The following is a 21,140-nucleotide window of genomic DNA, read 5'->3' on the forward strand; positions in this document are numbered from 1 at the left end:
AATACACATATAGAGAATTGGTTGCGGGAGCCAGATTTGAACTGACGACCTTCGGGTTATGAGCCCGACGAGCTACCAGGCTGCTCCATCCCGCGCCTGAAAACGAAGCGTACTATAAGGATTGGCTTAATGGATTGCAAGCTTTTCCATGTAATTATTTTGTAATTATGGTTAATGTGAATGATATTTACTCATACGTACTTTTTATATACGAATGTTTCGGGGTGTTGTTCACTTTAAGCGCAGTTTTTTCTTCTATATTAATTCTTTAGGCTAATGCGATAAGACAAATGAAAAGCTATAGATTATAATCGGTGCCAACTTATATAGCGGAAGCGGTTATGAATCAATATTTAGCTCTTACCTCATTTGGTATCGAACAATTACTTTCCCAAGAACTTACCGAACTAGGTGCAGAGCAAGTCATACAAAAACCTGAAGGGGTTTATTTTCAGGCATCAATGGAACTTGCTTTTAAGATCTGTTTGAAAACACGGTTAGCGAGTCGCGTATTGATCGCTATAGCCGATCCTCAACCGATCAAAACTAAAGATGAACTATATAATGCTGCAAAAGACATTGATTGGACCGAACAATTTGATAGTGACAAATTCTTTGCTATCGACTTTGTCGGTAAAAATGAGCACATACGAGATTCGCAATTTGGTGCACTGACAGTCAAGGATGCGGTTGTTGATTGTTTTCGTGAAGTCGGATTGGAACGACCATCGGTTGAGAAGTTTCAACCTGACGTGCGTATTCAAGCGCGTTTAGTTCGCAATGCAGTAACGTTTTATATTGATTTTTCTGGTAGAGCATTATTTCAAAGAGGCTATCGAGAAAGCACGGGGGCGGCACCAATTAAAGAGAACCTAGCTGCGGCCATGGTGTTGCGTTCGGGTTGGTTAGCAGATACAAGCAAACCATTGATCGATCCAATGTGTGGTTCGGGGACTTTATTGCTGGAAGCTATTTCGATGGCGGCTGGAATTAGTCCAGGGGTTGATCGGGCATATTGGGGTTTTGAAGGCTGGAATGGCTTTGATAAACCGTTGTTTGATGCGGTATTAGCACAAGAGAAAGCCCAATCGGAACAGGCACTCGCCTCCTGTGATATCAAAGTGTATGGTTTTGATATGGATGACAGGGTACTTAAAACAGCAAAAATTAATGCCCGTAATGCTGGCCTAGCAAATTTTATTGAATTTAAGCACGGTCGAGCGGAGAAACTCGAAAACACCTTTAATAAAGCGGGCCATATTTTGTTTAACCCGCCTTACGGTGAACGTTTAAGCTCACTTCCAGGCTTAGTGGCGACTTTTACCGAACTAGGCATGGTATTTAAGGCGAAATTCTTAAACTGGCAGGTTGCGTTAATCACATCGAATACTGAAATGTTGTCGTTGTTAAAACTCTCATCTAAAAAACGTTATAAGTTTAAAAATGGCCCGCTAGAATGCCAAATGGCGTTATATGACATTGACGATAAGCAAGTAGAGCGTACGCCAGCTCACGTCAGTGAAGGGGACATGGCAAACAGTGCCTTTGCAAATCGTTTAAAGAAAAATGTTAAAGCAATGAAGTCGTGGTTAAAACAAAACGACATAAATTGTTATCGATTATACGATGCTGATATTCCAGAATATAACGTTGCGGTAGATATTTACGATGATCATTTGGTGATTTTCGAATACGCACCACCAAAAAGTATCGATGAGAAAAAAGCCGCAGAACGTTTACAGGAAGTCGTGTTCTTTGCACCGAAAGTATTAGATATTCCAATCGATAAAGTCGTAGTAAAAACGCGTAGTAAACAAAAAGGTAAAAATCAGTACCAAAAACTAAGCAAAACCAAACGTTATTTAACGGTTAAAGAATACGGTGCATGGTTAAAAGTTAATTTGTGGGATTACTTAGATACAGGGTTGTTTCTAGATCATCGTAAAACTCGTCAAATTGTTGCTCAAAAAGCAAAGGGTAAACGTGTTTTAAACCTATTTGCGTACACTGGTTCCGTGTCTGTGCAAGCTGCTATTGGTGGTGCTGAGTCGGTAACGACGGTTGATATGTCAAATACCTACTTAGATTGGGCGAAAGATAATTTTGAAGCGAATGGTTTACGCACTCACAAATACCAGTTTGTGCAGGCCGACTGTTTGCAATGGTTAACACAAAACCGAGAAAAATTTGATTTAGTGTTTATCGACCCGCCAACATTCTCAAACTCGAAACGAATGAATACAACGTTTGATGTGCAGCGTGATCATGTTGATTTAATTAAATCAGGTATGCAATCGGTGAGTGATGGTGGTGAGCTTATCTTTACCAACAACAAGCGTAATTTCAAAATGGACTTCGATGCGATGCAAGAAAACGGCTTTACCGTCGTTGAACTAAGTAGCAAGACGTTAGATTTTGATTTTAAACGCAACAAGCACATTCATAATAGCTGGTTAATTACCCGCAATTAAGTATGAGTAAACAAGATTACGCCCTGTACGGTACGGAAGGTTGTCATTTGTGTGACGATGCACAAGCACTATGTGATATGGTGTTGAGCAATCAAGGCTATCGCTTGGTGGATATTGTCGATGATGAAAAATTAGTCGAGCTCTATGCCACTAGCATTCCTGTACTAGAGCATTTACCTTCTCATGTGGCCTTGTATTGGCCATTTGATTTTCAACAATTACAAGAGTTTATTCGTGGAACTGATTCGAATTACTAACGCCGAGTTGGCGTTTGGTGAAGACAAAATTTTAGATAACGCCGAGTTTCGATTAAATACTGGCGAACGCGTCTGTTTGGTTGGCCGCAATGGCGCTGGCAAGTCATCATTACTAAAAGTGATTAACGGTAGTGTGATATTGGATGATGGCGAACTGGTGTTCTCGAATAATATTCGTGTCGCCATGTTGGCACAAGATCCACCTAAAAGTTGCGATCAAAGCATCTTCGACTATGTTGCTGAAGGGCTCAAAGGTAATGCCAATATTATCCAAAAGTATCATCAAGCGGTCACCTTAGTCGCCAATGATCCTAGTGACAAAAACATCAATGATCTTGCCAAGATACAAGAGCAATTAGAGCAAAGTAATGCCTGGGAAGATGAACAACGCATTGAACAAGTGTTAAGTAAGCTTTCATTAGATGCCGAACAAAGTGTTAGTCAATTATCCGGTGGTTGGTTACGAAAAATAGCCTTAGCACAAGCGTTGGTTACCAACCCTGACGTTTTGCTATTGGATGAGCCGACCAACCATTTGGATATTGATAGTGTGTTGTGGCTTGAAAATTTTTTGAAAGGCTTTAACGGTACGATCGTGTTTATATCTCACGATAGGGCGTTTATCCGTTCTTTATCGACACGCATTCTTGACTTAGATAGAGGTCAATTAAAAAGCTACCCAGGTGATTACGACAAATATCTAGAACAAAAACAGCACGACTTAAACGTAGAAGAAACGCAAAATCAATTATTTGATAAAAAGCTCGCCGACGAAGAAACTTGGATACGACAGGGCATTAAGGCACGTAGAACTCGCAATGAAGGTCGGGTAAGAGCGCTTGAAAAGTTACGACTAGAACGCAAAGCGCGGCGAGATGTGCGAACGCAAGGCGACATGGTGTTATCGACAGGAGAACGCAGTGGCAAGCTTGTGTTTGAATGTTTTGAACTTGGTATGCAGTTTGAACATCAAGAGATTATTAAAAACCTCGAATTATTGATTACGCGCGGTGATCGTCTCGCATTAATTGGTGCAAATGGTACCGGTAAATCGACATTGCTGAAACTTATTACCGAGCAAATTAAGCCAACGTCGGGCAAGATGCGCCTAGGTGTGAATCTTGAAGTCGCTTACTTTGACCAGCACCGAGCACAACTTGATGTTAACCAAACGGTTCAGGATGCCGTCGCGGATGGTAAACAAGAGGTCACGGTAAACGGTCGAACTCGTCATGTGCTTGGCTATTTGCAAGACTTTTTGTTCAGTCCTAAACGAGCTCGCACGCCTGTACGAGCATTATCTGGTGGTGAACGTAATCGATTATTGTTAGCGAAGCTGTTCCTGCGTCCAAGTAATTTATTGATTCTGGATGAACCAACCAATGATTTGGATATTGAAACATTAGAATTGTTAGAAGTGGTTGTCGCTAATTACCCTGGTACGGTATTATTGGTCAGTCACGACAGGGATTTCGTAAATAATTGCGTTAATACTTGCCTTTACTTCGATGGAAGTGGTGAAATAGCGCAAATAGTTGGCGGTTATAGTGATGTTGAGCAATTTTTATCACTGCGTGCGGAACCAAAACAACAATCGACTATCAAAGAAAAAGCTAAGCCCAAAGAGGCTATTAAGCAAAAAAATCAAAATAAGCTTTCTTATAAAGACAAACGCGAGTTAGAATCGTTACCTTTATTATTAGAGCAATTAGAAAATACCATCGATGAATTGCAACAACAGGTGAATGATCCCGAGTTTTTTGCTCAAGACAATGACCTAACGCAATCGGTATTACAAAAATTACAACAATCAGAAGAAGAATTAGAACGTGCTTTTGATCGTTGGCAAGAATTAGAAGAATTTCAAGAGAAAAGCAGTAAATGAAAACCTTGATAAAAACTGTATTGGCGTTAAGTGTCGCAACGGCTATGGCTACTAGCCATGCAGAAGAAGCCGTATCATACAACATCACCGAGTTAACCTCGGTAGATAATGTTGTTAACTCTTATGGTGTTCAACAAACCAATATTGGCAAAGCCTTAGTCGCCGGCCAGACTTCATATAATTTCCCTGTAGATTTTCAATATCTAGATGAAGATGACTATGACGACATTGTCAGTTACGCAAAGCGCAATGATGAAGCTGTTTATGATCTATTTGAAATTGACGATGAAGCAGAAGAGCTATTAAGAGCAGGTAACCCTGATGCGAATGCATTATCGTGGACTGTGCGTTGGTTGCGTGTTACCGGTGGTAGTGAACATCAAAAATATGGCGATGCATTCGTTTATAGCTATGATGGCAATACACAAACGCCTACGCAGTTACAGATTTTCGATGAGCTGTTACCTGGTTCAACTGAATTAACTCGTTCAACTATCGATGTCGGTCAAGGCATGACTGATAATGGTTGGATTTACGGCTTTTCTACCGCGCCGTACCTGCCATTAGAGCCATTTGATGATCCTGATGAAGATGAACCAGAAATTCATTGGTTTCGTGATTTTGATCAACGTGGTTGGATTAGTTTTGATGGCACCAATGTGTTTGAACTATTACCGTTTGAAGCAAAGTATGGTGGTTTGTCGGCTGTTTATGACGTTAACATCAATCGTCAAGTCGTAGGTACTTCGTCTGTCGCGTTAAATGAAGCGACCTTGGCGGATATTGAAGAAGAAGACGAGTTGTGTTTAAAAGATAGCCGTATCGAAGACGCACCGTTTGAAATTTGTATGCAAAACCTGCGTACTCGTTTGTATTATTCAAATGCCTTTTTATGGGAACTAGACGAGTCTGGCGCTATCGTAAGCACCACCGATTTAGGTACCGGTATTGTTGATCCTGATGAAGACGATGATCGTGGCTACACCAGTGCTGCAACGGCCATTAACGACAATGGCATCATTGTTGGTTTCTCTCACTTTTGGTGGGATCGTGACGAAGACAGACCAAGTAAAAATGAACGTGTCGCGCAGTTTGCTGCAGTGTTTAGAGACGGTGAAGTAATAGAATTTACTGATCGAGATGACTATTTTGAGTCTCGCGCTCTAGATATCAACAACCAAGGTATATTTACCGGTTATATGTATAAGTACGTCAATGGTCGTCCTCGTACTAAGTTCTTCTACGCTGACGCAAACGATGATGAAATCGTGCCGGTATTCCCTGAAGACTTCTTTAAAGGCTCTGCAAGCTACCCTCACGCCATTAACGAAAACAACATTATCGTTGGTGAAGGTGAAGTCGAAGACTTCGTAGATAGTGCACAGACGCCACGTCGACGTCACGGTTTCTTATACGACATGGAAACCGATGCCTTCTACAATGTTAATCAGTTTTTAAGTTGTGAAGATCAAGCTAAATACGTCATCGTTGAAGCACATGACATCAATGAAAATAACGAAATCCTAGCGACCGCTTGGGTTAAGAAACCTAAGTTAGATTCCAAGGGTGAACCGTTTAGTATTGATGGTCAAGTTATCGAGGGTGCTGAGGAAGACGTATTACGAGCGGTATATCTAACGCCAATCGATGGTGAGTTTACCATTAATGATTGTCGTGAAGATCTAGGTGAGACAGTAGAACGTTCAGGCGCAAGTACCTCGTTGTGGTCATTGCTGTTGCTAAGCGTATTTGGTTTACGCCGTCGCAAATAACGGCTTGCTAGCAAAATCGGTTAATCGTCTCTGTTACTATTAATCGAAAAACAGATACAAAAAAAGAGCGCTTAGCGCTCTTTTTTTGTATCTAGCGCATACTACATGGTCTTGGATATTGGATTACAAAGCCTGTTTGTATAGCGCAAAGCTAACGTTGTCGCGTTAATCGACAATGGCCTTAACAAAATACTCTACACTGAGGTTATGGATAAAAGCGAAACTCATACTAACACCAAAATTAAATCGGCAACTGAGTCCGGATTCGACCGCAATCTGCAACAGCAGTACCAAGATAACGGTTTTGTGGTTATTAGAAATTTATTAAGCAAACAGCAACTGGCACAGATCGGTTTTCATGTGGATAGAATTTTTCAACAATGGTTTGAACAGCATGAAGCAACAATCTATCGCGAGAAAATGCTAAACATGCATTCGCTAACCCATAGCAGTTACTTTAAAGATAGAGACACTGAACGCGTTGATTTCTTTAGCGCCATTTTACCTCAGACGCTCACCCAAAAAGTCGATAATCTGTTTTCGGTGCCTTTGTATTTTCACAATAGCCAATTGTTTTTCAATCCCACTAACAGCGAACGCCAACCATACTGGCATCGAGATCTGCAATACAGTGATTTAAGCGAAATAGAGCAGCAACGAGAATTACCTAACATGTTGAGCTTACACGTTAGGATCCCATTGGTTGATGAAAAAGGTGTAGAACTGATCCCTGGCACACACAAGCGCTGGGATAGTGAACTAGAACGTAATGTGCGATTGCAAATCAATGGCCATCGTAATACGGAGAAATTACCTAATGCGCTGCTAACCGAAGTTAATCGAGGTGATGTCCTTGTGTTTAACGCACAAATGCTACACCGAGGTGCTTATAAATATAACAAACAACGTAAGGCGTTGGACTTATGTATTGGTGAGGTCCATCCATTGTTATCAGAGTTTGTCGATAAACAAGCCTTGCCAAACATTGACGAATTGACGGACATTGAAAACAAGTCATGGTACGTGCGAGCGTTAGATATTGCTGAGCGAAATAAACAGAATTAAGGCGATAAAAAGGGGAGCAAATGCTCCCCTTGGTAAAATGATGTGCTAATGCGTTTATTAGAACGCTGATGTATCGGCAAATAAGCCAACTTTAAGATCAGTCGCTTGATAGATTACTTTGCCATCAACTTCAACAGTACCGTCTGCTAAACCCATGTAAAGCTTACGTTTGATAACGCGCTTAAGGTCAATACGGTACGTTACTTTTTTCGCTGTCGGTAGGATTTGACCGGTAAATTTAACTTCACCCACACCCAACGCACGACCGCGACCTGGACCACCAGTCCAAGCTAGGAAGAAACCAACAAGTTGCCACATAGCATCAAGGCCAAGACAACCGGGCATTACTGGGTCACCTTTAAAGTGACAATCGAAAAACCACAAGTCAGGGTTAATATCTAGTTCTGCAACGATTTCACCTTTACCGTATTTACCACCTTCTTCAGTGATATTAACAATACGATCCATCATCAGCATGTTATCTGCTGGAAGTTTGGAGTTACCTTCACCAAAGTAATCGGTTGTACCTGCAAGGATTAAATCCTGCTTGTCGTAAGAATTCTTTTGTTCGGCCATGATAGATTTGTTCTCAAATATATGTGTAGTGATGCGCGCTTGATTATATACCAAGCAAACATCGGGAAAATTATCAGACGCAACTTTAGCGTACACTTGTACACTAAACAATAAAAATTTTGAAATTAATTGCAATTAATATGGTTATCCGTAACCATAGAAAGTAAAAATGACGGAAGATTATTTATGGCTGAGTCAGAAGCAACGAAAGCAGCATTAACCAATGCCGAAAAGCAAAAACGTTTTCGTGAACGTCAAAAAAGTAAGGGTAAGAAGGAGGTTCGAGGCTACCTGTCAGAGGAAGCGATTGAATGCTATCAAAAAATTGGAGAGCAAACCGACTGGAATGACAGTACGATTTTGTCCAATGCCATTCGTATTACTTACGCTGCTTATAAAAACGGCCAAATTGGCTTATTAAATAATTGGCTAAATAAGAATAAATTATAAAAAGGAAGAGCACGTGATCAAGGTACTACTTGTCGATGACCATGACCTGGTACGCACGGGAATCAAAAGATTATTGGAAGATTCAAATGTCATAAAAGTGGTGGCAGAAATGTCCACTGGTGAAGATGCGGTAAAATATTGTCGGGAAAACGATCCTGATGTGGTACTGATGGATGTGAATATGCCCGGTATCGGTGGTTTGGAAGCGACCCGTAAAATCTTACGCTACAAGCCGGATATGCGTCTTATTATCTTGACCGTGCAAGTTGAAGAACCATTTCCGACAACGGTTATGCAAATTGGTGCGTCTGGTTTTTTAACAAAAAATACGCCACCAAGTGAAATGATTCAAGCGATCAGAGCGGTTAAAACCGGGCAACGCTACATCACACCAGACATCGCACAGCAAATGGCGTTAGCACAGTTTAATAAGAAAGACGAAAGCCCATTTGCCAGTTTGTCAGAGCGGGAACTGCAAATTATGATGATGATCACTCGCGGTGAAAAGGTCGTCGATATTTCTGATAAATTAAGTCTAAGCAGCAAAACCGTCAACAGTTATCGTTATCGTATGTTTGAGAAATTATCTGTAAATAACGATGTCGAATTAACCCACTTGGCGATTCGTTATGGTTTATTAAATACGGATCGTATTTAATAAACTATGTCCGATCAGCAATTTGAATTTGACCATCAGGCGTTTCTTCGTTCGGTTACCCATCAAAGTGGGGTGTACCGTATGTACGATGGCGAACAAACCATTATATATGTTGGTAAAGCCAAGGATTTAAAAAAACGCCTAGCCAGTTATTTTCGAAAAGACGTAGGCAGTGTAAAAACACGAGCTCTGGTCAATCAAATCAGAGCCATCGATGTCACCGTCACCCATACCGAGGGTGAGGCTCTGATCCTTGAAAATAACTACATCAAAAAGTATCAACCCAAATATAATGTGTTGTTACGCGATGATAAGTCTTACCCGTATATCTTAATCAGCCAACATCGCCATCCTAAACTTGGTGCCCATCGTGGCGGTAAACGCGTTAAGGGCGAGTACTTTGGTCCGTTTCCGACCGCAGGCGCGGTTTGGGAAAGTTTGCGTTTAATGCAAAAGCTATTTCCGATCCGTCAATGTGAAGACAGCTATTATCGTGCGCGTTCACGTCCGTGTTTGCAATATCAATTAAAGCGCTGTAGTGCGCCATGCGTCGATAAAATAAGCGAACAGGATTATAAAAAACAAGTTGATTTGGCAAGAATGTTCCTGCAAGGCAAAAATGAACAAGTTATCGCGGAGTTGGTTAGGGCGATGGAGCAAGCCAGTGAAAACTTGGCATTTGAGCAGGCCGCAAGTTATCGCGATCAAATAGCGACGTTACGCAAAGTGCAGCAGCAACAATTTGTCTCTGGTAATGCAGCTGAATTGGATGTTATTGGTTTTTACCGTCTAAAAAATCAGGCGTGTTTGCATATATTGTTTATACGCGATCAAAAAGTATTGGGCAGTAAGAGTTATTTCCCGACCATCCCCAATGACACCACGGATGAAGAAATTGTTACCGCCTTTGTTGCCCAGCATTACCTTGGAGATGACGTCAATCAGGATAACATAGCCAAAGAAATCATCTTGCCTATGGCGATAGAAGCACAAACACAATTGCACGAACTGTTAACGAAACAGGCAGAGTACGACGTAAAGCTTTCGGCAAACGTGCGCAGTGAACGCAAACGGTATCTGACCTTGGCGAATACCAATGCGGACAATGCCCTTAACGTGAGAAACAGTCATAAAGAATCTATGCAGGCTAGATTTCGCGAGCTAAACAACGAATTTGAGTTATCTAATCCCATCGAGCGCATAGAGTGCTTTGATATCAGTCATACCATGGGGCAACAGACCATTGCCTCATGTGTGGTTTTTAATAATGAAGGTCCGCTAAAGAGTGATTATCGGCGATACAATGTGGTTGGTATCACACCGGGGGATGATTATGCAGCAATGTCTTTTGCACTAAATAAACGGTATGGCAAAGTTAAAGATGGCGACAAGATGCCGGATATCGTGTTTATTGACGGTGGTAAAGGGCAACTGGCACGAGCCGAAGAGTTTTTCGCTGAATTATCGTTAACTAAAACACCGTTATTAATTGGTGTTGCTAAAGGCGAATCACGTAAACCCGGTTTAGAAACACTGATTTTGGCGGGGTCGCATCAATTGCTGTCGTTACCACCGACCTCTCCGGCGTTGCATCTTGTGCAACATATTCGCGATGAGTCACATCGCTTTGCAATTGCTGGGCATCGAGCTAAGCGTGCAAAAGTTGCAAAAAAATCAACGTTAGAAGATATCCCTGGCATTGGCGCGAAAAAACGTCAGGCATTATTAAAATACCTTGGCGGCTTACAAGAAGTGAAAAAGGCATCGATTGATGAGCTGATGAAAGTACCCGGTGTATCACAAGAATTAGCCAAGGTAATAAGAGATTATTTTAGTTAGTGAGGTTTAAATGGAATTTGAACAACCAACATCCGCAATCGTGTCGTGCCAATGGTTAAAACGCCAGTTAGATAACCCCAAGTTGGTATTAATTGATGCACTGATGAATACCGTTATTGGTATTGATGCACTGCATTATGAAACAAACCAGATGATACCTGGTGCGTTATGCGTCGATGTCGAACAGGATCTATGTGACCTTAACTCGAGCCAGTTACATGCGATGCCAACAACAAAGCAATTTAATGCGTTAATGGTAGAGCTAAACATTAGCAAAGATGCAACTGTGGTTATTTACGATCAGCAGGGGGTTTACTCATCGCCGCGAGTTTGGTGGACCTTTAAATACATGGGTTTTGAAAATGTGTTTGTTTTAAATGGTGGTTTGCCTCATTGGTTAGCGCTAGGTTATGAGGTTGATAATCACTATCGTCAAGCGTCACCATTAGGCGATGTTAAAGCTCGCGATACCATTGTTGCTCAAAAGCAAAAGCATCGTGTCGCGACAGCACAATCGATTTTAACCTGTTTAAAAGACGATAGCTTGATCTTACTCGATGCTCGAAGTCGTGCTAGATTTAATGCAGAGGTTGCTGAACCAAGAGCCGGTGTTCGAGCCGGTCATATTCCAGGATCATCATGTTTACCTTTTATTGAATTGTTGTCACAGCGGTGTTTAATGCCGGTTGAACAGCTACAGCGTCAATATCAGCAGATGATTGATTCAGCAGACGAACGCATATTGTATAGTTGTGGTTCGGGTATCACCGCCTGTATTTTGATTTTAGCTGCCGATGTGGCTGGTTATCATAATGCATGCTTGTATGATGGCTCATGGGCAGAGTGGGGCAGTGATAGTCGATTGCCTATACAAAACTAAATTCATTGGATAACTCAATGAATTAAAAAATATTATTGAAAGGTTACATGACAAGCGAGATGCTTCATGTAAAATAGACAACCAAAAACAGCAGTTTAATTATTTTTATGTGGACTATACCTAACCAGATCACGTTATTTCGTATCATACTGATACCGGTCTTTATCGTTGTTTATTATTTTCACGATATGATGCCGGACACCTTTAGCAAGAACTGGTCAAATTTTGCAGCGTTCGCTGTTTTCTGGGTCGCATCGGTGAGCGATGGCATCGATGGCTATTTAGCTCGTAAGCTGGATCAATCTTCGCGCTTCGGTGCTTTTATTGACCCTGTGGCGGATAAACTGATGGTCACCATTTCATTGGTACTGATTGCCTCAGAATATCAAAATATTTGGGTAACCATTCCTGCGGTCATTATGATAGCCCGAGAAATTGTCATTTCAGCCTTGCGAGAGTTTATGGCCGATCTTGGCAAACGCGCCAATGTAGCAGTATCCGATCTTGGTAAATGGAAGACCGCCGCGCAAATGTTGGCATTAATGGGGCTAATTTGGCAGCCAAATTATCCTATTCCATTGATTCTGTTTGATTTACCTGCCGACGTTATTATCTATGCCGCTTGGATGTTTTATTTTTTCGCGACCGTATTTGCGTTTGTGTCAATGGCGCAATATTTACGAGCAGCATGGCCTGAATTGTCCGGTCAAAGCTAAGTCGAAAAAAATATGTTTTTTTAAAAGGCCTTTATTGGCCTTTTTAATTTTTCATTGCTTTACTAACACTATAATAGTTAACAAAAATTAACCGAATAGTTAGACAAATTAGCGAAAAAATCGTCATCTTAGTCGAATTTTGAGCAATCAGAAAAAAAATGAAATTAAAGTGTTGACTCATCAAAAGAACGATGTAGAATGCACAACCGTTGACAGGGAGTCAGCACTGGAAAGCGGCTGTAGCTCAGTTGGTAGAGCATCACGTTGCCAACGTGAATGTCACGAGTTCGAGTCTCGTTAGCCGCTCCAATTTTACTATAAGGAAGTTCATCACCAGCTTGTTGATGTTATGTGGCGGGTTGGCAGAGTGGCTATGCAGCGGATTGCAAATCCGTGGACCTCGGTTCGACTCCGGGACCCGCCTCCATTCTGCCCGGGTGGTGGAATTGGTAGACACAAGGGATTTAAAATCCCTCGTCTTAACGGACGTGCCGGTTCAAGTCCGGCCCCGGGTACCATTACGTTGTTGAATAGTCAGCGATGTATTAAAATATCGGTACACCTTTGTAAAAGTAAATAATGTTAAAAAAAGTAAATAAAGCGGCTGTAGCTCAGTTGGTAGAGCATCACGTTGCCAACGTGAATGTCACGAGTTCGAGTCTCGTTAGCCGCTCCAATTTACGTCTCTACTGTGCGGCTGTAGCTCAGTTGGTAGAGCATCACGTTGCCAACGTGAATGTCACGAGTTCGAGTCTCGTTAGCCGCTCCAATTCCTCTATTTCAAACAAAATTATCAAACGCCCTGTACAACTTATTCGTTGCTACGATTTATTGTGTGATATTCCACGTCGTTTCATTCAGATATTTGTTTAATTCCTGCTATATTTAACTCTATATAATTATCTTTTTATTAATCTAAGCAAAGGGTTAGCAACGTACAAGAGTTATAAGATATTGCACTAATAACAATTCTAATAACTGGAAGGGAATGATGAAAGCAATGCATTTGTGGTCTTGGCTGTTTGTACTGGTAACGGTAGTGATGCCTTTTTGTGCATCCTCAGCCGAGCAAGACCAGTCAATCTTAGGTGAAATCTATGTCACGGTTAAGCATCAGAAAACAAATCGTGTGATCGCCGAGGCCAACTTATCTCTCTCCGATCGTGAGGGTAAAACTTACACCCTAAAAACGGATAGTAATGGACAAGTGTCTTTTACGGCATTAGCAGCGGGTCTTTATGACCTAACGGTAACAAAAACTGGCTTTAATAATGTTGTACAAAACAGCATACGCGTTATTAACAATAGGGTTTCGACAGTCAGAATTAGTATGCCAGAAACCGACAGTATGGAAGTTATCACCGTCACATCAAGCAAAAGTAATGTCACTTCAGGCGAACCCGTGTCGACAACGTATATGGATCGCGAAGGGTTGCGCAGTGCTATTGGCGGCGGTAGTGATGTCATGAGAGCCCTAGATGGTCTGCCTGGTTTGGTATCAACAGGCGAGTTTGCCAGTTTTTCTGTACGTGGGAGAGGACCACGAGATAATCTAATTTATGTTGATAACATGCCGTTTGACAAAATTGTCCATTTTGATGCGTCATTAGGTGAAACTGAGGATGTTGATGGCGGCGGGCGTTTTTCTATATTTGCCCCTAACTTGATTCAAAGTGCAGAATTTTCGCCCGGCGGCTGGGGCGCAGCTTATGGTGGTAAAGCCGGCTCATTACTCCAACTCGATGTCGTTGCTGGCGGTAAAACACCAACGGCAAGTTTTCGATTAGATGTAGCAGGCTATGAAGTAGGCTATGAAGGACCCAGTGGTATTGCAGATAATACCAGTATTATTTTCAATGCCCGACACCTAGACTTTGGTGAATTTTTCGACACTATTGATGAGAAAGATATCGGTGAACCCGTATTGTCAGATATTTTATTTAAGTCTGTTACCGAAATTGACTCAGAAAATACTATAGAATTCTTAGCCCTTTTTTCACCAGAAGAATATACCCGAGATCTTGAACATGTTGTTGAATCACCGGACTTTGAAGATGTGGAAGTGGCCTTTAATGAGCAAGACAGTACTTTAGTCGGCTTAACTTGGTTAACCTTGTTGGGCAGTGAAAGCGAATTGTCTAGCAACATATATTATCGAACCAGCGATAAATCGAGCTCTCAAGGTGAAGCGTATCCTGATCTCGTCCCGCTTGACACCCCTTATCAAGACATTCCCGTTCGTCGTGATATTTTGATGATTGATGAAGAAGAGACAGAAATTGGACTTAGACTCGATCTAACCACCTTTAATGCCATTGGTGAAATCAACATGGGGTTAGAGGTAAGAGATTACGATTTAAGTTTTGACACGGTACTAGACGACAACTGGATACAGTTTACTTACGATCAAGACGATTTCAGACCGTCACCTGAGCAAAAATATATCGTTTTAATGCCTGAGTTTATCAACTCTTCATACGATATAACGGCAACCTCAATAGCGGGTTATGTTGAGCAAACCTATCGTTGGCATGAATACCAAATAAATGCAGGTGTGCGATACGATCGCGATGACTTGTCAGAGCAAGACCTTTTTTCGCCACGCTTTAATTTATCCTGGACACCTTCGATAACAAGTCAATATACCTTTTCTACAGGCATTTTTTATCAAGCTCCCCGTTTTCTTGATAGGGCGTCGGATCCTGAAAATGAAGACTTAGAAAATGAAAAAATTACCCATGTATCAATAGGTGGTAATTGGCTGTTAACGGAAGAGTACAACTTGTTAGTAGAACTTTATTATCAAGATCTGGACAAACTTGTTGTCGATAGTGCACGTACCGATGGGTTGTTGAGCAATAACGGTGAAGGTGATTCGTATGGTATGGATGCGGTGTTAACCCGCTACTTTACCGATGATTGGTCAGGGCAATTCACCTATTCCTATAACGAATCGACAAGGGACGATAATGACGGAGAAGGAGAATACGATGCCGATAATCACCGTCCTCATGTGGTAACGTTAGCGCTTAGTTGGGAAATAAACCAAAACTGGAAAATCGGCGCACGTTGGAAATATTACACGGGTGAGCCAGACGATGATTTTATTATTAATGAAAACGTATTAGGTGATGGCAATCCACTGCGATATTCTCAGGAATACTTTACCAATAATACCGAGCGCAAAGACAATTTTCACCAACTTAACGTGCGTGTCGATTACTTCAAAACCTGGGGGCCGGTTAATATCATCGCCTTTGTCGATGTGTTAAATGTATTGGCTACATCGACAGACGGTGAAGAAGAATTCAACAACATTACCGGTGAGTATAAGTCCGAAGATGGTGAGGTTATTCCATGGCTGGGTCTTAAGTTTGAAACCAGTTGGTAATTGTTGCTTACCTAAACATTCGTCAGCTTTGCATTTATAAAATTTGTCATTTGTCGTATGCTTTTATTATCAACAACTTATTGTTTAGGACGGGTTATGGTTTTTGTACGTCAACTGTGTTTGATTGGCTTATTACTTACATTGGCAGGCTGTCAATCTGCGTATTACTCGGCGATGGAATCGGTTGGTACACACAAGCGCGATATTATGGTCGATAGAGTTGAAGGCGCTAAAGAGTCTCAGCGAGATGCGCAAGAGCAGTTTAAATCGGCATTAGAGCAATTGAGCGAGCTCATAGATTTTGAAGGCGGTGATTTACAGCAACAATACGAGATCACCCTTGAAAATTATGAAGACTCACAAGATGCCGCCGATGACGTCAGTGATCGTATTGATTCAATCGAGGATGTCTCTGAAGCGTTATTTGATGAGTGGCAAGATGAGATTGGTCAGTACTCTAGTAAGAACCTGCAACGTCAAAGTCAGGCAAAATTAACCGAGACGCAACGTAACTACGACAAACTAATGAAAACCATGCGCCGTGCCGAAAAGTCGATGCAACCGGTGTTAGCGGCGTTAAAAGACAATATGTTGTACCTTAAACATAACTTGAATGCGAAAGCGGTAGGCCAATTGCAAGGCGAATATGCATCAATAAAGGCGGATGTTGATGTGTTGATTGAGCATATGAATGATTCAATTATGCAATCACAAACTTTTATCAATCAAATAGAAAACCAATAATTACCGTGAACTTAAGCCTAAAATAGCCGGTCTACGTACTATATAACAAGGCACAGTAAAGACTGATACCGTGGAGATTTTATGAAATTTAAATACCTGATGATACTCGTCACAAGCACTATGATGGTTGCATGTGCAACAAGCTATAAACCGGATATTGATTACAACCCAGAATATGACTTCAGCACAGTATCAACCTTTGCTGTCATTGACCCCTTTAAAGCAGATCAGACACAAAGCAAACCGTTGAATAGGCAATTAAGCAGTTTAGACAATGATCGCATCATCAAAGCGATAGCGGTTGCACTGCGCAATAAAGGTATGGCTGAAGTAGATGCCGACGTCGCAGATACTTTGGTTCGATTTCAGGTTGCAACCAAAGATAAAACCGAAATCCGCACCTACAATACTGGCGTTTATAATTGCTGGCGTTGTCGCGGTATCTACAGTTACCCTTACCCTGTGCAAGAAGTACAGGTTAAAGATTACACCGAGGGGACGCTTATCATTGATATGATTGACCCTAAGACACAGAAATCTGTTTGGCGTTCTGTGGTCAGTAAAGCGGTCAAGAAGAATGTTCCGGTTAATGAAAAACAAGCGAAAATACAAGAATTAGTGAACGCCATGCTGGTAAATTACAAGGCGTCTTTAGTACCTACTAGCTAAATAAAAACTCATCAAGGACTTAGTTATGGCAGAAGAGACCATTTTTTCAAAAATTATTCGTCAGGAAATCCCGACGCCATTGTTGTATCAAGACGATCTGGTAACCGCATTTCGGGATATATCTCCGAAAGCGAAATCTCATATATTAATTATTCCCAATACATTAATCCCCACCATTAATGATGTCAGTGAAGATGACGAATTAGCGCTGGGTCGAATGATCACCGTTGCCCGTAAACTAGCGGCAGAAGAGGGCATCAGCGAGGATGGTTATCGATTAATCATGAACTGTAATGATCACGGTGGTCAAGAAGTCTACCATATCCATATGCACTTAGTCGGCGGCGAGCCTTTAGGGCCGATGTTAGCAATCTAGTGGTGCAATTAGCGCAATAGAATAACGAGGCTTTGGCCTCGTTTTTTATGGCTGGACGTTAAGTTTTGGCTTGTTTATCAATATCTATTGTTAAATTGTGTAGTAAGTTGTTATCATGCGCGTCGAACCAGGGGGTGTTATGGGTGAAAACCGATAACTGAGATGCTAACGCAAACCCTTTGAACCTGAACCGGATAATACCGGCGTAGGAATGGTCGAACGATGTTGCTTAGCTTTGCTTTTTAGTGGCATCGTGACAGGAATTACCTGAACATTTCTTGTGCCGGATCTCAACAGCAATAACATTAGAGAGATCTGTATGTCTTTTAAATCAAGTATGGTTTTTAATGCCGTAGCCATCGCATTGCTTTCGTCTAACTATAGCCTTGCACAATCCACAGAAAACGATGACATTGAAACAATTACAATTACCGTTACCGGTGATTATCGTGATCAAAACGTACAAACAATGGCTTCAAGCCTATCGGTTATCGATGAAAGCGATATTGCTATTCGTAATGCGCAAAACCTTGAAGAAATTGTTTTAGCCACACCAAACGTTAACTTTTCCAGCGGTAGCAATCGTGCTCGCTATTATCAAATCCGCGGTATTGGCGAGCGTAGTCAATTTCAAGAACCGATTAATCCATCCGTGGGTATCATTATCGACGAAGTAGACTTTACCGGTATCGGCAGTGTGTCTTCTATGTTTGATATTGCCCAAGTCGAAGTGTTTCGTGGTCCACAAGGCACAAAATTTGGTGCCAACGCCTTAGCTGGTGTGATCAATATGGTCAGCAAGCAACCAACGGAAGAGTTTGAAGGGCAAGTGCGTGCCATGGCTGGAAACTACGATAGCTGGTCACTTGGTGCTGTATTTTCTGGTCCTGCTACCGATAAACTTGGCTATCGAATTGCTGTTGAACAATATGAAAGTGATGGCTTTGTCGATAATACATTTCTGGATGTAGACGATACCAATAATCGTGATGAGTTAACCGCTCGCAGTAAATTTGTCTATCAAGCAAGCACGGATCTTAGCATTGATGTCGCGTTATTCTATTTTGATTTTGACAATGGTTACGATACGTTTAGTTTGGACAATACGCGTGAAACGCTATCTGATCAGCCTGGCTTTGATACACAAGAGACCTATGCTGGTAGCGTAAAGGCGACTTATAGTGGCTCAAATACCGCAGATGTTATTACTATTTTTAGTCATGCTGATTCTGACATGGGCTATGGCTATGATGAGGATTGGTCTAATCCGACCTTGTGTCAGCAAAACGAATGTATCTATGGCGATTACTCGTCAACGGATCATTACTTTCGAGATAAGACAACCTCAACCGCTGAGTTACGTTTTGTCTCTGGTACTGAAGGTGGCATTTTTGCAAATTCTACGCAATGGGTAACCGGTCTCTACACACGTTTTGATGAACACGATTTACTGCGCCAGTATACCTACGCAGCCAGTGATTTTGATTCTAATTATGAAACCACAACCTATGCGGCGTTTTTACAACTTGATAGTAAACTTAGTGATAAGCTCACTTTGACGTCAGGCATACGTGTTGAGCAGTGGGAACTGGATTACAGTGACTCTGAACAACTTAGCTATGACGATGACGATACCATGGTTGGTGGTAAGTTAGTGTTGGGTTATCAAGCAAGCAGTGAAACCTTGTACTATGCCTCTGTTAATCGTGGTTTTAAAGCTGGTGGCATTAATACCGACGGCACCTTATCAGAGCAACAACGACGATTTGATCCAGAATACCTATGGAATTACGAGTTAGGCCTTAAAACCAACTTTCTGGATAACAGTGCTTACCTGAGGGCGGCGGTGTTTTATATGGATCGTGATGACATGCAAGTTAAAACCTACGAAGAATTGAAGCGCCCAGATGGTACGTCGGAGTTTTTAATCTATTTAGATAATGCGGCCTCTGGTGTAAACCAAGGTGTTGAGTTAGACGCCGGTTGGCAAGTCACACAGGCACTCGAACTGTACGCAGCAATTGGTTATTTAGATACAGAATATAAAGATTTTATCAATGGCAACGGTGAAGACTTCTCTGGTCGTGAACAAGCACACGCGCCAAACTATCAATTTAACCTTGGTGTAAACTATTTCATTGGTGATGATTGGTTAGCGAATATCAATGTTGATGGCAAAGATGAATTTTTCTTTTCCGACTCACATGATGATAAATCCGATGCGGTGGAATTGGTTAATGCCTCTTTGACGTATTTCGCCAGCAACTGGAGTGTTAAGCTTTGGGGTCGTAATCTGACCGATGAAGACTATCAAACTCGTGGCTTCTATTTTGGTAATGATCCTCGAGATGGATATACCGCGAAAGGGTATTATCAATACGGTGCGCCAAAAGAGTATGGCGTAACATTTGATTACTCATTCTAATCACGTTTGGTGCCAGTATACTGGCACCTTTTTTAATAAAGAGTATGTTATGCAAGCTTCTATAGATATCAGCCTGTACCCCCTCGCCGAAGCGCAATTTAAAAAAGACATTTGGCAATTCATTTTTTCATTGCGAGAAGTAGAAGGGCTTAAGGTTGTTACTAACGGTATGAGTACCCAAGTATTCGGTGAGTACGATCTTGCGGTTAATGCCGTCATGCAACAGATTAAAATCGCCCACCAGCAACTCGGTAGTGCCGTATTTGTTTGTAAGTTTATCGCAGGTGAACGCAGTTTGGATGCACCAGAAGCGGAACCTGAATTGTAGGTGGCGGTGTGTTAGAAAATAGTCTGCAATATTTTTTAAATGCACCATTTTGGGAATTGACGGCGGTATTATTATCCGTCGCCTATGTGGTGCTTGTGGCTCGCAATAATTCCTGGTGTTGGCCGGCGGCCTTCGTCAGTACGTTAATTTTTACGATTATTTTTTATGATGTCTCGCTGCTTATGGAGTCGTTATTAAATATCTATTATATGGCGATGGCGATATATGGTTGGTATCGTTGGCAAAACTCACATTTTTTAACCGCTGAAAATAGCTTGCCGGTGATTACTTGGCCATTGCAAAGACATCTACTGGTTATCGTGTCGATGAGTCTGTTGAGCCTAGCTTTGGGTTGGTTCATGGACAATTACACCCAAGCAGACTTTGCTTATCTGGATACCTTCACTACGGTTTTTGCGGTGATGACGACCTATCTAGTGACCATAAAATTACTGGAAAACTGGTTGTATTGGATCATTATAAACAGCGTCTCATCCTACTTGTACTTACAAAAAGGCTTAGAGCCGACAGCGTTACTCGCACTGTTTAATATCTTTATGTGCTTTATTGGAATTTATAAGTGGTATAAAGACTATCAACAGCAACAGCTACCGACACCTATTGAAGCTGGTTAATGT

Annotated in this window: 18 protein-coding genes, 6 tRNA genes and 1 riboswitch; of the genes, 22 read left to right on the forward strand and 2 right to left on the reverse strand. The window is 41.6% G+C overall.

What is annotated here, in order from left to right; genetic code table 11:
* Positions 1-18: 18 nt before the first annotated feature.
* Positions 19-95 (reverse strand) — tRNA-Met (locus tag HII16_RS02790).
* Positions 96-341: 246 nt separating this feature from the next.
* On the opposite strand from HII16_RS02790, the gene rlmKL reads away from it, so the two are divergent.
* The 5 genes from rlmKL to HII16_RS02815 all read left to right on the forward strand — a co-directional run bounded on the left by rlmKL (position 342) and on the right by HII16_RS02815 (position 7,450).
* On the forward strand, positions 342-2,471 hold the full coding sequence (gene rlmKL, locus HII16_RS02795; RefSeq protein WP_169127304.1) for a bifunctional 23S rRNA (guanine(2069)-N(7))-methyltransferase RlmK/23S rRNA (guanine(2445)-N(2))-methyltransferase RlmL: 2,130 nt from the start codon (positions 342-344) through the stop codon (positions 2,469-2,471).
* A gap of 2 nt (positions 2,472-2,473) precedes the next feature.
* A complete protein-coding gene (locus tag HII16_RS02800; RefSeq protein ID WP_169127306.1) occupies positions 2,474-2,728 on the forward strand; it encodes a glutaredoxin family protein in 255 nt (84 codons plus the stop codon).
* Positions 2,706-4,613, forward strand: coding sequence for an ABC transporter ATP-binding protein (locus tag HII16_RS02805; protein WP_169127308.1), 1,908 nt, complete (start codon positions 2,706-2,708; stop codon positions 4,611-4,613). The genes HII16_RS02800 and HII16_RS02805 overlap by 23 nt, the downstream gene beginning before the upstream one ends.
* On the forward strand, positions 4,610-6,385 hold the full coding sequence (locus HII16_RS02810) for a DUF3466 family protein (RefSeq protein ID WP_169127310.1): 1,776 nt from the start codon (positions 4,610-4,612) through the stop codon (positions 6,383-6,385). The genes HII16_RS02805 and HII16_RS02810 overlap by 4 nt, the downstream gene beginning before the upstream one ends.
* A 207-nt stretch (positions 6,386-6,592) precedes the next feature.
* The gene (locus HII16_RS02815; protein ID WP_169127312.1) at positions 6,593-7,450 is read left to right on the forward strand and encodes a phytanoyl-CoA dioxygenase family protein; all 858 of its coding nucleotides are present in this window, start codon (positions 6,593-6,595) and stop codon (positions 7,448-7,450) included.
* Between the two features lie 57 nt (positions 7,451-7,507).
* Here the strand turns inward: HII16_RS02815 and fabA are convergent, their stop codons facing one another.
* Positions 7,508-8,026 carry a bifunctional 3-hydroxydecanoyl-ACP dehydratase/trans-2-decenoyl-ACP isomerase gene (gene fabA / locus HII16_RS02820; RefSeq protein ID WP_135437131.1) on the reverse strand — a complete coding sequence of 173 codons (519 nt, stop codon included), beginning with the start codon at positions 8,024-8,026 and terminating at the stop codon, positions 7,508-7,510.
* A gap of 186 nt (positions 8,027-8,212) precedes the next feature.
* Between fabA and HII16_RS02825 the strand changes: the two genes are divergently transcribed.
* The 17 genes from HII16_RS02825 (at position 8,213) to pnuC (ending at position 21,137) form a co-directional block, all read left to right on the forward strand.
* A complete protein-coding gene (locus tag HII16_RS02825) occupies positions 8,213-8,476 on the forward strand; it encodes a hypothetical protein (protein WP_135437130.1) in 264 nt (87 codons plus the stop codon).
* A 13-nt stretch (positions 8,477-8,489) separates the two neighbouring features.
* Entirely contained in the window at positions 8,490-9,134 is a 645-nt protein-coding gene (uvrY, locus tag HII16_RS02830; RefSeq protein ID WP_135437129.1) for a UvrY/SirA/GacA family response regulator transcription factor, read from the forward strand.
* A 6-nt stretch (positions 9,135-9,140) separates the two neighbouring features.
* Complete coding sequence (gene uvrC / locus HII16_RS02835) at positions 9,141-10,973, forward strand: excinuclease ABC subunit UvrC (RefSeq protein WP_169127314.1); 1,833 nt, start codon at positions 9,141-9,143, stop codon at positions 10,971-10,973.
* Between the two features lie 10 nt (positions 10,974-10,983).
* Positions 10,984-11,853, forward strand: coding sequence for a sulfurtransferase (locus HII16_RS02840; protein ID WP_169127316.1), 870 nt, complete (start codon positions 10,984-10,986; stop codon positions 11,851-11,853).
* 107 nt (positions 11,854-11,960) lie between these two features.
* On the forward strand, positions 11,961-12,569 hold the full coding sequence (pgsA, locus tag HII16_RS02845; protein WP_169127318.1) for a CDP-diacylglycerol--glycerol-3-phosphate 3-phosphatidyltransferase: 609 nt from the start codon (positions 11,961-11,963) through the stop codon (positions 12,567-12,569).
* A gap of 233 nt (positions 12,570-12,802) precedes the next feature.
* A tRNA-Gly gene (locus tag HII16_RS02850) sits at positions 12,803-12,878 on the forward strand.
* A gap of 44 nt (positions 12,879-12,922) precedes the next feature.
* A tRNA-Cys gene (locus HII16_RS02855) sits at positions 12,923-12,996 on the forward strand.
* Positions 12,997-13,000: 4 nt separating this feature from the next.
* Positions 13,001-13,087 (forward strand) — tRNA-Leu (locus HII16_RS02860).
* Positions 13,088-13,169: 82 nt separating this feature from the next.
* A tRNA-Gly gene (locus HII16_RS02865) sits at positions 13,170-13,245 on the forward strand.
* 17 nt (positions 13,246-13,262) lie between these two features.
* A tRNA-Gly gene (locus tag HII16_RS02870) sits at positions 13,263-13,338 on the forward strand.
* A gap of 222 nt (positions 13,339-13,560) precedes the next feature.
* Positions 13,561-15,960 carry a TonB-dependent receptor gene (locus HII16_RS02875; protein ID WP_169127320.1) on the forward strand — a complete coding sequence of 800 codons (2,400 nt, stop codon included), beginning with the start codon at positions 13,561-13,563 and terminating at the stop codon, positions 15,958-15,960.
* Between the two features lie 96 nt (positions 15,961-16,056).
* Positions 16,057-16,704: a DUF2959 domain-containing protein gene (locus HII16_RS02880; RefSeq protein ID WP_169127322.1), complete on the forward strand. Its 648-nt coding sequence runs from the start codon at positions 16,057-16,059 to the stop codon at positions 16,702-16,704.
* Between the two features lie 81 nt (positions 16,705-16,785).
* Positions 16,786-17,373 carry a DUF4136 domain-containing protein gene (locus HII16_RS02885; RefSeq protein WP_169127324.1) on the forward strand — a complete coding sequence of 196 codons (588 nt, stop codon included), beginning with the start codon at positions 16,786-16,788 and terminating at the stop codon, positions 17,371-17,373.
* A gap of 25 nt (positions 17,374-17,398) precedes the next feature.
* Entirely contained in the window at positions 17,399-17,749 is a 351-nt protein-coding gene (gene hinT / locus HII16_RS02890) for a purine nucleoside phosphoramidase (protein ID WP_169127326.1), read from the forward strand.
* A 120-nt stretch (positions 17,750-17,869) separates the two neighbouring features.
* Positions 17,870-17,978: riboswitch (TPP riboswitch) on the forward strand.
* Positions 17,979-18,068: 90 nt separating this feature from the next.
* Entirely contained in the window at positions 18,069-20,174 is a 2,106-nt protein-coding gene (locus HII16_RS02895) for a TonB-dependent receptor (RefSeq protein ID WP_169127328.1), read from the forward strand.
* A 49-nt stretch (positions 20,175-20,223) separates the two neighbouring features.
* On the forward strand, positions 20,224-20,502 hold the full coding sequence (locus tag HII16_RS02900; protein WP_135440349.1) for a hypothetical protein: 279 nt from the start codon (positions 20,224-20,226) through the stop codon (positions 20,500-20,502).
* An 8-nt stretch (positions 20,503-20,510) separates the two neighbouring features.
* Positions 20,511-21,137: a nicotinamide riboside transporter PnuC gene (gene pnuC / locus HII16_RS02905; RefSeq protein WP_169127330.1), complete on the forward strand. Its 627-nt coding sequence runs from the start codon at positions 20,511-20,513 to the stop codon at positions 21,135-21,137.
* Positions 21,138-21,140 lie beyond the last annotated feature (3 nt).

The sequence above is a fragment of the Thalassotalea sp. Y01 genome (genome assembly GCF_012932945.1).
Classification (GTDB): Bacteria; Pseudomonadota; Gammaproteobacteria; order Enterobacterales; family Alteromonadaceae; genus Thalassotalea_A.

Bases quoted from the DNA above. Each gene is read 5' to 3' on its own strand.
- HII16_RS02875 (WP_169127320.1), top strand. From the start codon at position 13,561: ATGAAAGCAATGCATTTGTGGTCTTGGCTGTTTGTACTGGTAACGGTA.
- HII16_RS02810 (WP_169127310.1), top strand. From the start codon at position 4,610: ATGAAAACCTTGATAAAAACTGTATTGGCGTTAAGTGTCGCAACGGCT.
- HII16_RS02885 (WP_169127324.1), top strand. From the start codon at position 16,786: ATGAAATTTAAATACCTGATGATACTCGTCACAAGCACTATGATGGTT.
- hinT (WP_169127326.1), top strand. From the start codon at position 17,399: ATGGCAGAAGAGACCATTTTTTCAAAAATTATTCGTCAGGAAATCCCG.
- HII16_RS02840 (WP_169127316.1), top strand. From the start codon at position 10,984: ATGGAATTTGAACAACCAACATCCGCAATCGTGTCGTGCCAATGGTTA.
- fabA (WP_135437131.1), bottom strand. From the start codon at position 8,026: ATGGCCGAACAAAAGAATTCTTACGACAAGCAGGATTTAATCCTTGCA.
- rlmKL (WP_169127304.1), top strand. From the start codon at position 342: ATGAATCAATATTTAGCTCTTACCTCATTTGGTATCGAACAATTACTT.
- HII16_RS02900 (WP_135440349.1), top strand. From the start codon at position 20,224: ATGCAAGCTTCTATAGATATCAGCCTGTACCCCCTCGCCGAAGCGCAA.
- HII16_RS02880 (WP_169127322.1), top strand. From the start codon at position 16,057: ATGGTTTTTGTACGTCAACTGTGTTTGATTGGCTTATTACTTACATTG.
- HII16_RS02800 (WP_169127306.1), top strand. From the start codon at position 2,474: ATGAGTAAACAAGATTACGCCCTGTACGGTACGGAAGGTTGTCATTTG.
- uvrC (WP_169127314.1), top strand. From the start codon at position 9,141: ATGTCCGATCAGCAATTTGAATTTGACCATCAGGCGTTTCTTCGTTCG.
- HII16_RS02895 (WP_169127328.1), top strand. From the start codon at position 18,069: ATGTCTTTTAAATCAAGTATGGTTTTTAATGCCGTAGCCATCGCATTG.
- HII16_RS02815 (WP_169127312.1), top strand. From the start codon at position 6,593: ATGGATAAAAGCGAAACTCATACTAACACCAAAATTAAATCGGCAACT.
- pgsA (WP_169127318.1), top strand. From the start codon at position 11,961: ATGTGGACTATACCTAACCAGATCACGTTATTTCGTATCATACTGATA.
- HII16_RS02825 (WP_135437130.1), top strand. From the start codon at position 8,213: ATGGCTGAGTCAGAAGCAACGAAAGCAGCATTAACCAATGCCGAAAAG.